This window comes from Providencia sp. TYF-12, from assembly GCF_041344805.1.
Taxonomy (GTDB): Bacteria; Pseudomonadota; Gammaproteobacteria; order Enterobacterales; family Enterobacteriaceae; genus Providencia; species Providencia huashanensis.
In genome coordinates this window covers 4,125,333-4,138,290 of sequence record NZ_CP166833.1, presented here as the reverse complement: position 1 = coordinate 4,138,290, position 12,958 = coordinate 4,125,333, and the positions used below count along the sequence as shown (strand labels likewise).

Below are 12,958 nucleotides of genomic sequence, written 5' to 3'. Positions count from 1 at the left end.
AGCGTATTCTCGGTTATTAATTAAAACGAGAAAGTTTATACGGCGTTGGGTCGATAAATGGTGTTTCGCCTATTAATAGTTCTGCCGTTAATCGACCAGATGCTGGGCTTTCAGTCATACCCCAACCTGTTGCGGTGTTGATGACCAGACCTGGGTACTGTTCGATTGTTGAAATAATTGGAATTTCATCATCCGTTGGTGCCACCGTACCACCCCAACGTTCAACCACTTTAGATTCTTTAAATACTGGGAATTCTTTTCTCAGTCTTTCTAGGACGCCATCTAAGTGATCATTGTTTGGTGTATTGGTCGCGGTACGGAATTCTTCAAATGGTGTTTTCTCATCTAAATTCCAAGACGTTGCCATCATGAACGAGTTAAATAAGTCTTTACCGATAGAGAATTCTAATGGTAATTCACCACCTTGCAACAGGTGCATAAATTTAGGACCTAACAGGAAGCTGTCTTTAACGATAGAGCTGGTAAAGATACGTGGTGCAACGGCATAGGTGCCATCAGCTTGTTCACGGAAGTGAATACCATTAGGTAAGTGGACGTTGCCTTTCGGTGCGCCCGGAACGCCGGTAATGCGTTGTTGTGACAGGTAAACGTTCAGCGTTGGAACGTCGATACCTAAGTTGCCCATAAATAGACGAGACCAAATACCACCAGTTAGAACTACACGAGAGGTTTTGATTGCGCCTTTTTCCGTGACAACATCAGAAATTTTGCCGCCTGCGGTTTCAATACCGCGTACTGCGCAGTTGGTATAGATGCGAATACCAATTGATTTAGCGTAGTTAGCCATGGTTGGGGTGACAACCTCAGGGTCTAGACTACCTGAGTCTTCTTCAAACCCACCAATTTTCCATGGTGTTTGAGCGTCGACTAGACGATTAGCTAACTCAGTACCTTCGATCATTCGGGTACGTAATGGCGTATCAAAACCTGGGTTTTCAGAAGCAGATTTAATCCATGCTCTTGAAATTTCTAAATCTTCTTCGCTTGAAGGAACTTCAACACGGCCTTGAACACGGTAGCTGGTATCAGCACCAATTTTTTCGTTCATACCGAGCCATTGAATTTTCCCATAGTGGTGTAAAGGGAAAATTGCTGGAGAGGTTTTGTAACTGATAATTTGGCTGTATGCGCGGCCTGATTGCTCACCACCGACAACACCTTTTTCACAGATAACAACATTAAGACCTTTTTCCGCAAGGTTTATTGCCGTCATGATCCCTTGAAGACCAGCACCGATAATAACTGCATCAGCAGATTCCGGTAGTTTGCCTTCGGTACCTGCAACCGCAGGTACTCGTGATTTAGTCGATTCGAAACGACCTTCACGATTGATCATAGGAACAACCGCAGCACCCCCTGCTAGAACCCCAGCAGCACCAACCCCTAATAATAGCTTTCTTCTCGAGATTTTCATCTATAACCTCAATAACAATCTTGTTTTTTATATAGTAAATAATTTCAAATTGAGATAATGATCTTATCATATATTTTGAAATTGTTAAGTAGGGTTAGCATTTGTTAATAACTGTCGATTAAATGAAAAGTGAAGTAAATTGATATAGTCAGTGCTGTAAAGGGTTTGTCGCGAGTAGCTCTATTTTATCTATACATCAATTCTTATTTTAAAAATGTAAATGTCATTAAAAGTGTACAGGTGTAAATATTGGTATTTTGCTTAAGTTGAATAATTAGTAATTAATTATCAGCGAGAGGTTAATTATTAATCGTAGATGAAAATGCTAAATATCATTTAAGTCCTAATAATCAGATATGATGTAAAAAAAGCTTTAGTTAAAAAGAATGAGCTATTTTTTGTTCAGTTGATTATTAATTAGTCTTTATGGTTACCTTTCAATCAATATATAGCTTTGTGGGACTGTTTTGTTTTTAAGTTTTAGTTAATTAATTGATATTTATGATTTTATTTTATGATGGCCGTGGTGAGTCTAATTTAATTTATTGTTGGTTTTTCTAAATGGAGAATAATATTTCATTTTAATAAGATAAAATTATTTTATAGATTAGACATTACCTTGTCGTATAAGTCAGATAGGCTAGTTAATAAAATATAATTCTAAATGTAGACAATAATTTATTTTAACTGGTTGATAAAAATAAACATATAATTGTACTAAATAATAATTGGCGATAATTTTGATGTCGTTGGGGGATTTATATTACGATGCAGATGTAATTAGAATATTAAATATACATTTAATTACTGGGTGTATATTATTAAGAATATTTACATTATTAGTTAATATACACCATCGTGATGTTAATTTTCAGTTTTATATTCATTCCCAGTTGGGATTTGAGCAAAGAAATTAGCATAATCCTCGGAACGAACCTGTTGAAGGACCAAATAAAGCTCAGTTAACGGGGTTTCTGACCAGTCACAGCGAATATCAATATCTGCATATTGCCGGTTATTCCATATTTTTAATGCAGCAGAGCGTATCCCACGGTAATCACCACCTTCATTTGCCCCTGCTTGCATGGCGAGTAATAGCCTGTCTGCAAGCTCAAGATGTGAGTTTTGCTGATAACTTTGGTGTATTGCTTGAAGAACCTGCTCACCGGTTAGCATATTCCCTGCTGTAGCGAAGTTTTTTTCAGACAAACTACCACACCAAGGTAAGCATTTACTTCCTGTCCAGTCTGCACTTTCCCCATATTTATCAATAATGATCAGTTGCCGTAATTCACTGTTGGTATCTTCCATCAGAAGGAAATCTAAGCTCTGTTTGGCGTGGTCACTAAGCCGTAAATGTTCAATACCTTTTAAACCTGCTATCGGGTTGGTCATGGCTTGGGTTGCGATAGCTCCCACTTGGCTTGCACCATGCAAAACAAGGGCACCGACAGCGGGCCCGCCTGTTGCTGTTGCTGCGCCAATTTTCCCTGTTTGCGGACAGTGAGCCACAATTGAAAATGTCATTTCACACCTCATAAATTAGACATCGATCAAATTTATCATTATAAATTGTTGCGTGAAACATAATTTATCATCATAAATAGGATAAAAGATAAAATAATTAACAAAATTGACACAAATCACATTTAAAAATCACATAGCAATGTCAACGCTCGGGGAGGGCCGTATGAGGATGCGTTTATGCAGGTGGATAGCCAGTTTTTGGTTTTTCTGCTTTATTTCTACACCGACATTGGCGGCAAACCATAGTGATGTACTATTGCTTGGGCAGGTTGCGGAGCCGCAATCACTCGACCCGCAAGTGGCGACTGCGGCCAATGATTCTCGGATACTCGTGAATATATACGAAGGGTTAGTTCGCAATGCCGATGGTACATTGACACTTGAACCTGCATTGGCAAAGTCATGGTCAGTCAGCGATGACGGTTTGACTTACACATTTCATTTACGTGAAAACATCAAGTTCCATGATGGTAGTGCGTTTGATGCGCAGGCAGTTAAATTTACGTTTGACCGCATGCTAGATAGCCAACATCCTTACTATCATACTGGTCCATTTCCTTTATCATTTTTTTTCTCTGCGATAGATAAAATTACCACCCCAGATAATTTAACGGTGGTATTTACCTTAAAAGAGCCATTTGCACCGTTCTTATCAAATTTAGCTACCCCCGCAGGGCTGATTGTGTCACCGGCAGCCGTCAAGCAATATGACAAGGACTTTAGTCGTCATCCAAGCGGGACAGGGCCGTTTAAATTTGACGAATGGACGGCAAACCAGCGCGTTGTGGTCTCGGCAAATGAGCAGTATTGGGATGGAAAACCACACTTAAAAAATGTGGTTTTCCGACCAATAACTGACGCCAATACACGGGTAGCAGAAATGCTATCAGGTGGGATTGACGCGATGGTTGAAGTGCCTGCGGATAACGTCCCTTTATTTATCAAGGATGAGCGTTTTAAGGTTTATGAAGCCGTAGGGCCACATGTGTGGTACGTGATGCTAAATGCATCACAACCTCCTTTTGATGATGTGCGTGTAAGGCAAGCGGTAAATTATGCGGTTAATAAGCAAAATATCGTTAAGTATATTCTCCAAGACTCAGCTGGTGTGGCTGAAGGGCCTATTCCATCTGCTTTTGACTGGGCGTTTGACCAAGAAACAGAGGCTTACCCTTATGACCCTGAAAAAGCGCGGCAATTAATTGCAGAAGCGGGAGCACAAGGGCAAAAAATTGTTTTTTATGTTACGGAAGGGGGCTCAGGTATGTTAGACCCTATCCCGATGGCAACCGCAATCCAAGCAGACCTCAAAGCTGTTGGGTTATCTGTTGAAATTCAAACCTTTGAGTGGAATACCTATTTATCTAAAGTTAATTCAGGCTTACAGCAAGCCCACATGGCTGAAATGGCATGGATGACGAATGACCCTGATACCTTGCCGTTCCTAACCTTACATTCTGCATCTTGGCCCGATAAAGGCGGCTTTAATTCCGGTTATTACAGTAATCAACAACTCGATAGGTTGTTAGATAAAGCGAGAGTCACGAATGACCTTGAAGAACGCGCTCAACTGTATAAACAAGTACAAAAAATTGTTCACCGAGATGCGCCTTGGCTGTTTGTTGCTAATTGGAAGCAAAATGCAGTCGCGAATGAGCATGTTAAACATTTTAAATTGCAGCCGAATTTTAATTTATTACTTAAAGATGTTCGCAAAGATTAATTAACGTGAATATTTTCAGTTGGTTAATAGATTTTATGGGGAAAAACTATGTGGTTATACTGCTTTAAACGCCTGTTAGCGACGATACCCATACTGATTGGTCTAACATTAATTGTCTTTTTTATCATGGCAATGATCCCTGGGGAGCCAGCTCAAGCATTGCTTGGGCCTTGGGCAACACCAGAGAACGTGGCTCGAGTGAAAACTGAGCTTGGTTTAGATAAACCGTTATATCAGCAGTATTTTATTTGGATGAATAATTTGATTTCAGGGGACTTAGGGCGTTCTTTTGTGCTGAATCGTCCTGTGGTTGATGAGGTCCTTGAGCGTTTTTCTGCCACCTTAATTTTGGGGGGAAGTGCGTTATTGCTCAGCTCAGTGCTGGGGCTATTAGCTGGGATTATTTCTGCGATCCGTCAATTTAGTTGGAGTGATAGGACGATCACATTGGCAGTTTTACTTGGTATTTCAATGCCATCCTTTTGGATTGGGTTGTTGATGATCATGCTTTTTTCGGTACAGCTACAATGGTTCCCCGCATCAGGAATGTATGATATTTGGCAGGGGGGCGGCTTTCGCGACTTATTGCATCACCTTGTTTTACCCGCAATAACCCTTTCGCTAGTTGCGACAGGCGTGATAGCGCGTTTGACGCGAACAGCAATGTTAGAGGTTCTACGCCTTGATTTTATTCGTACTGCACGCGCAAAAGGGTTGAGTGAACGCAAAGTCATTTTCCGCCATGCATTTCGTATGGCATTGGTATCGGTGATCCCTGTTATTGGTATTCAGGCAGGGTTTGTGTTTGGTGGTGCGGTTTATATTGAAACGGTTTTTCAATGGCCGGGCTTAGGGGCAATGTTGGTCAAAGCGGTAGCTATCCGTGATTTATTTTTAGTGCAAGGGGGCGTGTTAATTGCTGCTGCGTCCTATGTGTTTATCAATTTGCTGGCTGATGTGGTGCAAGCAATGTTAGATCCGAGGTTGAAATCATGAGTCATAATACCGCCCCAGTTATTCAACATCGTCATCGTCAATCAATAGGTTCTTTATTGCTCGCTAATCGCCTTGCGACACTAGGGCTGTTTATTTTAACCGTTATTATGCTACTTGCCTTGCTTGCGCCTTGGTTGCCTTTGGCTAATCCAGATGAAACGGACTTAGTGAACCGCTTGCTCCCAGCTTTTTCACCGGGGCATATATTAGGCACTGACCATTTAGGGCGGGATATCTTGTCTCGATTATTGTGGGGAACTCGTGTTTCGCTGATGGTGGGTATTTCAGCGACATTAATCGCTGCAATACTTGGAACCCTAATTGGTTTAATCGCCGGCTATGTGGGCCACCGAACTGATACCTTATTGATGCGCTGTATTGATATGTTGATGGCATTTCCATATATCCTATTAGCGTTAGCGATTGTAGCTGTACTTGGCCCCGGTTTATTAAATGCGCTATATGCTATCGCATTAGTGAATATTCCTTTTTTTGCGAGAAATATCCGTGGGTTAACGGTTGGGCTGCGAGATAGAGACTTTATTCAGGCCGCAAGGTTGTCAGGTAAAAACCATTTACAGGTCTTACTGACCGAGGTTTTACCGAATGTATTGCCAATCATTGTTGTCACAATGTCGACGACCATCGGGTGGATGATTTTAGAAACCGCTGGCTTGTCATTTTTAGGATTAGGAACCCAGCCGCCGAATGCCGATTTAGGGTCGATGCTAGGTCAAGGGCGTGCTCAGATGTTTGTTGCACCACATGTTGCTCTGGTTCCTGGAATTATGATTTTCCTGATTGTGATTAGCTTTAACTTACTGGGGGATGGGGTACGTGACATCCTTGACCCTCGCCTAAAATCAGGTGCCTTACATCGTTCACAACCGATGACACAAACAGACCGTATAAATATTCCTGCCAAAACCGAGGGAAAACAGGCGATATTGGAAGTTAAAGACCTTTCTGTCGCCTTTCGTCAGGGGGGGCAATTACGGCCTACCGTTAAAGGTATTAGCTTTAATGTTGGTGCGGGGGAATGTTTGGGGTTAATTGGTGAAAGTGGTTCAGGGAAAAGTGTAACTGCATTATCTGTTATGGGGCTTTTGGCTTCGCCGCCCGCGGTGATCACCGCAGGTGGCATCTATGTTGAGCATGAAGAAATGTTGTCTTTACCTTTATCCGTTATGCAAAGACGCCGTGGTGCTAAGGTGTCATATATTTTCCAAGATCCTCTGACTACGTTACACCCCCAATTTACCGTGGGTGTACAGCTTCGTGAAGCGATCACGGCTCACCAAGCGTTATCGAGTTATGATGCCAAAATGAAAGCGATTGAACTACTTGATAGCGTCGGTATACCGGATGCAGCGGAGCGTTTTGATGCTTATCCTCATGAGTTATCCGGTGGGCAACGCCAACGAGTTGGTATTGCGATGGCATTAGCGAATGACCCTGTTTTGATTATTGCCGATGAACCGACAACCGCACTAGATGTCACCGTACAAGCGCGAATTTTAGAATTGCTCGATCAACTACGTCGTGAACGAGGGGTAGCATTGTTATTTATTACTCATGATTTTGCGGTGATTAACCAAATTTGTGACCGAGTGGCCGTTATGCAGCAGGGCGTTATCGTAGAAACCGGTAATACACAAGACGTGTTACAGCAACCTCAGCACCCTTATACACAGCGGCTGATAGCCAGTGTTCCAAAATTGGGAGAGGGCAGAGCGTTTTTGACTCAGGTTGAGCAGCTTTATGGAAATAATTCCGCACAGGAGGCCTAATGAACAAGGTTATTGACGTTAATCAACTGGTGAAAACCTTTGGTCACCCTCGCAGCTTATTTCATCCCCGAGGGAGAGAAGTTCAGGCGCTGAAAAGTATTTCATTGTCATTGTACGAAGGGGAAACGTTAGCCGTCGTAGGGGAAAGCGGCTCAGGGAAAAGCACTTTAGCCCGTATTCTAGTTGGTTTAGAGAAAGAAACCTCAGGCGACATTACGGTACTCGGGCAAACTCGTGCTCAGTGGCAAAAACAGGGGGCTCGTGCTTTCGGTCAAGCTATTCAATATGTATTCCAAGACCCTGTTGCTTCTTTAAATCCACGCAAAACCATCGGTGAAACATTGGCGGTGCCTTTAAAATATTTAAAGCATATGAATCAAACACAAAGACACGGGCGGTTGGCTGAATTGCTTGAGGCTGTCCATATGCCAATGGATGCATTAGCCTGTTACCCTCACGAGTTTTCAGGGGGGCAAGCTCAGCGCTTAGCGATTGCGCGAGCGCTTGCCGCAGATGCGCGAATCTTAGTTCTTGATGAGCCTGTGAGCGCATTGGATGTGTCAGTACAAGCCCAAGTTTTGTTGTTACTCGAAGAACTAAAGCAACAGTTTTCACTGTCTTACTTATTTATTAGCCATGATCTGGCGGTGGTAGAGTCTATAGCAGATAGGGTGGCCGTACTCTATTTAGGGGATTTGCTAGAATGTCGTGATACTTGTGACTTATTTGCGGCACCAGAACACGACTACACTCGTAACTTACTGGCGAGTGCGCCGCGTATTCGCGTTGAAGCTTAGAAATATATTTAAAATCAGTTGGGGTCCTAATATGAGCACGGATAAGACAGCGGCTATCGAGCCAGTTCGCATTAAACGTACTGATGAAATTGTTAATGCGATAAAAGAAACGATTATGGCGGATAACCTGATACCGGGTGACCGCTTACCCCAAGAAAAAGAGCTAATTGAGCGTTATAGCGCGAGTAAAAGCACGGTAAGAGAAGCCTTAAAATCATTGGAAGTGCAGGGGTTAATTAAAACCAAAACGGGCCCAGGCGGGGGGGCGTTTATTGATTCAATGACCGAATCCCGTGCGATGAGCTTGTTATCAAACTATTTATTCACGCGAGATATTTCCATTAAAGATATCTATACATTGCGTAAATTATTAGAGCCAGTTGTTGCAGTGAGTGCCATTGATAATATCGATAATGCGGGAATTCAAAAACTGTATGACACCATTGCGATTTACGACCATGAGCCTGCTAATGAGGAGGAACGCTGGCAACAGCGAATGGCAGAGTTGGATTTCCATGCCGTCGTTGCCAGTTACTCAGATAATGTTCTCTTAGTGTTTATCTGCCATTTTTTACAGCGTTTACTTAAAGATTTAGCGGTTTGTAAAGACATTTACCTGAAACCCGAACCAGTAGATAGATGCCAAGGCATTGAATATCAGTATCAATTAATAGAGGCATTACGCCGTAAAGATGCCGCTAAGGTACAGGCGGTGATGGAAGAGCACATGAATTATGCCGAGCAAGCAATGTTGGCTCTACAAGCCACACTGCAAGAACGTTTTTTAAGTGAAGATAGGTAACATAATGATAGATAAAGCATATCTAACCTCAGTATTAAAGACACTTTTATGTACACCTAGCCCGGTGGGTATGACTGAGAAAGCGGTCGCACAAACGCACCAATGGTTGACTGAGTTGGGTTTTACACCGCAGTATACGCGCCGTGGAGTGTTATATATTACATTCGGTAATGATGAACCCAAACGGGCACTTGCAGCCCATTTGGATACCTTAGGGGCAATGGTTACTCAGCTCAAACCTAACGGGCGGTTAGCGTTACGTAATACGGGCACTTGGGCTGCGCGCTTTGCTGAAGGCGCTCGAGTCACCGTGTATGGTGATAATCACCAGTATCGCGGCACCATTCTACCGTTAAAAGCATCGGGTCACCGCTTTAATACCGAAGTGGATACTCAAGTGGCTGATTGGGATAACTTAGAAATTCGCCTTGATGCCCCATGTTATAGTGCGGAAGATCTACAATCTCATGGTCTGAATGTGGGGGATATGGTGGCAGTTGATGCCCAACCTGAATTTATTGACAATGGGTTTATTGTTTCTCGTCATTTAGATGATAAAGCAGGCTGTGCGGTGATGTTAGCGGCATTAAAATCGCTAGTGGACGATGGTGTGCTACCAGCTGTTTCTTGCCAATTGATGTTCACGATTTCTGAAGAGGTCGGGATTGGAGGGACTCATGGCTTTGGTGAGCAAGTTCAGGAATTATTAGCGATTGATAATTCTGTTTCAGCGCCTGATCAAACAACACGTGATGACGCATTAACATTGGCATTTCGTGATAGAACGGGGCCATTTGATTTAGCGATTACGCGCCACTTACTGCAATTATGCCAGCAATATAACATCCCTCATGTGCGCGATACATTTAAACATTACCGTTCTGATAGTGCGGCAGCTATTGATGCTGGGTGGGATATTCGGGCTGCATTAGCATGTTTTGCCTTAGATAGCTCCCATGGTTGGGAAAGAACGCATATTGATTCACTGGTTGCGTTAGCAACATTGGTACGACGTTATATTGAAAGTGATTTAGTGCCATTACCGGGGCAGTAATTTTAAAGCCATCTTCTGATAAAAAAAGAAGATGGCTTTAATCCTATGTATCACTAGCTTAGTTTGGCTTGCGATAAATATTTATCCATCTCATCTTGCGGTACCATACCGCCACCGGTCGCCCAGACAAGGTGGGTGGCATTGGCCATGACTTCTGGTGTCAGTGACTTAGACTGTAAATAGTCTGTGTTTTGGGTGACATGAACACTGCCGGTCATACCTGCTAGTGCGGAAGGCTCGAGCTTAATCGACTCCGTTTGATTAAGTAAGCTTAATAGGTTGTACATCTCGGTATCATCAATCGTGTAATAACCATCAATTAAACGTTCCATTGCACGCCCCACAAACCCTGACGCGCGTCCCACTGCAAGGCCATCAGCGGCCGTGATGTTATCAATGCCGATTTCTTGTACTGAAATGGCATCATGGAGCCCTGTATGCACGCCAAGCAACATGCAAGGTGAATGTGTGGGTTCGGCAAATAAGCAATGTACCGCATCACCAAAGGCTAACTTCAAGCCAAAGGCAACGCCACCCGGGCCTCCGCCGACACCACAAGGCAGATAAACAAACAGCGGGTGTTGGTTATCAACAATAATGCCTTGCTCTACAAATTGTTTTTTCAAACGTAAACCTGCAACCGCATAGCCTAAAAATAGTGTGGTTGAGTTTTCGTCATCAATAAAGAAGCAGCGCGGGTCTTTTTCAGCTTCTTTGCGGCCTTGTTCGACCGCAATGCTATAATCCTGTTGATATTCAACAACATTTACGCCGTGAGAACGTAACTTATCTTTTTTCCACTGACGTGCATCCGCCGACATATGTACACTGACACTAAAGCCTAATTTTGCACTCATAATGCCAATAGACATGCCTAAATTGCCGGTTGAACCAACGGCGATACTATATTGGCTAAAGAATTGTCGAAACTTATCTGAGGATAGAATTTCATAATTATCATCAATTGATAATAAACCGGCTTCTAAAGCGAGCTTTTCCGCATGGGTCAAAACTTCATAGATACCGCCTCGCGCTTTTATTGAGCCCGAAATAGGTAGGTGGCTATCTTTTTTAAGTAACATTTCCCCAGTAATTGGCGTTTCATAACGTGTTTCAAGAGCACTTTGCATATTGGGAATAGCAACCACATCGGATTCTATGATCCCTTGTGTGGTTTGCGTTTCAGGAAACGCTTTCATTAAATATGGGGCGAAACGTGTTAAACGTGCCTCGGCGTCTTGCACATCCTCGAGGGTCAACCCCACATAGGGTAAACCCGCTTGTGTGGTGGTTGAGTTTGGGTTAAACCAAGTAACTTGCTTTAAATCGATTAAGTCCTGAACTAAAGGGGTGTCAGCAATTAACTTATCAATATTTATCTGAGTCATAATTACTCTCTTTTAAATCACAAATGAAAGTGCAAAGGTGCCTGCCAGCGCAACGAGGGATGCGATAAGTGTGGCGACACTGTAAAAACGAAATGTTTCAGCTAAGGTGGCATTACAATATTGTTTGACCAGCCAGAACAAGGAGTCCGTCACGATGGTACAGCCAATTGCGCCTGAGCCGATGGCTAATGTCATGATCTCAGGGCTGATATGCGGGTACATTGGCATTAATGGGGCAACAATTGCAGTGGCGCCCATCATGGCAACGGTCGCAGAGCCTACCGCAGCATGTAGAATGATAGCCACTAACCAAGCCAATAGGATTGGGTGCATATCAATGCCTGAAAGAACCAGCGCAAGGGAATCGCTTAACCCACTTCCTTTTAAGATGCCATTAAACGCCCCTCCCGCACCAATGATTAATAAAATATTGGCGATGGAACTAAAGCTTTCTTCCGTTTTACTGAGTAGCACGCTCATGCCCATATTACGGCGAATGCCCAGTACGTAATAAGCGACAAATGCGGCAATAAACATGGCAGTGATTGGGTTACCAATAAACTGTAAAAGGGTAAATAATTGATTGTCTTTGCTCATGTTCAAATCTGCTGCGGTTTTGATCAACATGAGAATAATTGGCAGTAAAACGGTAAATAAAGTGGCACCTAGCGAGGGTAAATCTTTTTCTTCACGGACTTCTAAGTCAGAAAAGGCTTCTGGTACCGTTTTAAAAGGTAAGCGCTCACCTAAGAACTTTAGGAATAATGGCCCGCCGACCAGTGAGGCGACTAAACCAACGGCTAAGCCCGCAACAATCACAGTGCCAATATCTGCCCCAAGTTCATTAGTGACAAATAGTGCAGCAGGGTGTGGCGGAACGATACAGTGTACGGCCATCAGCGCAGTACATAGCGGGATAGCCAGTTTTAATAAAGAGGTATTGGTTTTTTTGGCGATGGAAAATGCCAGTGGGATCAACAAAACAACCCCCACCTCAACAAATAGAGTGATACCACAGATTAAACCAATTAGTACCATGGTGACGTCTGGAGTTAACCAACGGCTTTTCTGTAGGGTGATCCCGATGCGCTCTGCTGCACCTGAAATCTCCATCATTTTCCCTAGTATGGTGCCTAGTCCAATAATAGCGGCTAAAAAACCGAGTGTACCGCCAATCCCATTTTCGATAGCATTCACCATCTCTAACGGGTTCATTTTCATTGCAATACCGACAAAAAAGCTGGCGAGTAACAGGGCTAAAAAAGGGTGAAACTTAAATTTAATAATTGAGACTATGATCAGCAAGATACTAATAACCAGAGTACCGAGCATCCACATTGTAGAGTCCATATCCTACCCCTAATCATTTTGTTGTTGTACTTCTATTGGATAATAAATATGCAAGGGTGACAAACGATGAAACCTAAGCTTTAGATGAATTCAATT

General features: G+C 43.0%; 10 protein-coding genes. 6 read left to right on the top strand and 4 right to left on the bottom strand.

Annotated features, from left to right (window positions below; all coding sequences use genetic code 11):
* Window positions 1-16: 16 nt before the first annotated feature.
* Together ABE954_RS19375 and ABE954_RS19370 are read right to left on the bottom strand one after the other, a co-directional pair.
* Entirely contained in the window at window positions 17-1,435 is a 1,419-nt protein-coding gene (locus tag ABE954_RS19375; RefSeq protein WP_371025660.1) for an NAD(P)/FAD-dependent oxidoreductase, read from the bottom strand.
* Between the two features lie 864 nt (window positions 1,436-2,299).
* Complete coding sequence (locus ABE954_RS19370; RefSeq protein ID WP_042845541.1) at window positions 2,300-2,962, bottom strand: DUF1028 domain-containing protein; 663 nt, start codon at window positions 2,960-2,962, stop codon at window positions 2,300-2,302.
* A 163-nt stretch (window positions 2,963-3,125) separates the two neighbouring features.
* On the opposite strand from ABE954_RS19370, the gene ABE954_RS19365 reads away from it, so the two are divergent.
* Genes ABE954_RS19365 through ABE954_RS19340 form a run of 6 tightly spaced genes read left to right on the top strand, consistent with a single transcriptional unit; the run spans window position 3,126 to window position 10,124 of the window.
* Complete coding sequence (locus ABE954_RS19365) at window positions 3,126-4,685, top strand: ABC transporter substrate-binding protein (protein ID WP_042845539.1); 1,560 nt, start codon at window positions 3,126-3,128, stop codon at window positions 4,683-4,685.
* A gap of 48 nt (window positions 4,686-4,733) precedes the next feature.
* Window positions 4,734-5,681: an ABC transporter permease gene (locus ABE954_RS19360; protein ID WP_371025659.1), complete on the top strand. Its 948-nt coding sequence runs from the start codon at window positions 4,734-4,736 to the stop codon at window positions 5,679-5,681.
* A complete protein-coding gene (locus ABE954_RS19355) occupies window positions 5,678-7,471 on the top strand; it encodes a dipeptide/oligopeptide/nickel ABC transporter permease/ATP-binding protein (RefSeq protein ID WP_042845535.1) in 1,794 nt (597 codons plus the stop codon). Before ABE954_RS19360 ends, ABE954_RS19355 begins: the two co-directional genes overlap by 4 nt.
* Window positions 7,471-8,268 carry an ABC transporter ATP-binding protein gene (locus tag ABE954_RS19350; RefSeq protein ID WP_166696470.1) on the top strand — a complete coding sequence of 266 codons (798 nt, stop codon included), beginning with the start codon at window positions 7,471-7,473 and terminating at the stop codon, window positions 8,266-8,268. The genes ABE954_RS19355 and ABE954_RS19350 overlap by 1 nt, the downstream gene beginning before the upstream one ends.
* A gap of 31 nt (window positions 8,269-8,299) precedes the next feature.
* Window positions 8,300-9,070 carry a FadR/GntR family transcriptional regulator gene (locus tag ABE954_RS19345; RefSeq protein WP_042845532.1) on the top strand — a complete coding sequence of 257 codons (771 nt, stop codon included), beginning with the start codon at window positions 8,300-8,302 and terminating at the stop codon, window positions 9,068-9,070.
* Between the two features lie 4 nt (window positions 9,071-9,074).
* A complete protein-coding gene (locus tag ABE954_RS19340; protein WP_048605980.1) occupies window positions 9,075-10,124 on the top strand; it encodes an osmoprotectant NAGGN system M42 family peptidase in 1,050 nt (349 codons plus the stop codon).
* Window positions 10,125-10,177: 53 nt separating this feature from the next.
* On the opposite strand, the gene ABE954_RS19335 is transcribed toward ABE954_RS19340, so the two are convergent.
* Complete coding sequence (locus ABE954_RS19335; RefSeq protein ID WP_042845528.1) at window positions 10,178-11,512, bottom strand: D-serine ammonia-lyase; 1,335 nt, start codon at window positions 11,510-11,512, stop codon at window positions 10,178-10,180.
* A gap of 12 nt (window positions 11,513-11,524) precedes the next feature.
* Window positions 11,525-12,862, bottom strand: a complete 1,338-nt coding sequence (dsdX, locus tag ABE954_RS19330; protein WP_042845526.1) for a D-serine transporter DsdX — start codon at window positions 12,860-12,862, stop codon at window positions 11,525-11,527.
* Between the last annotated feature and the right edge of the window lie 96 nt (window positions 12,863-12,958).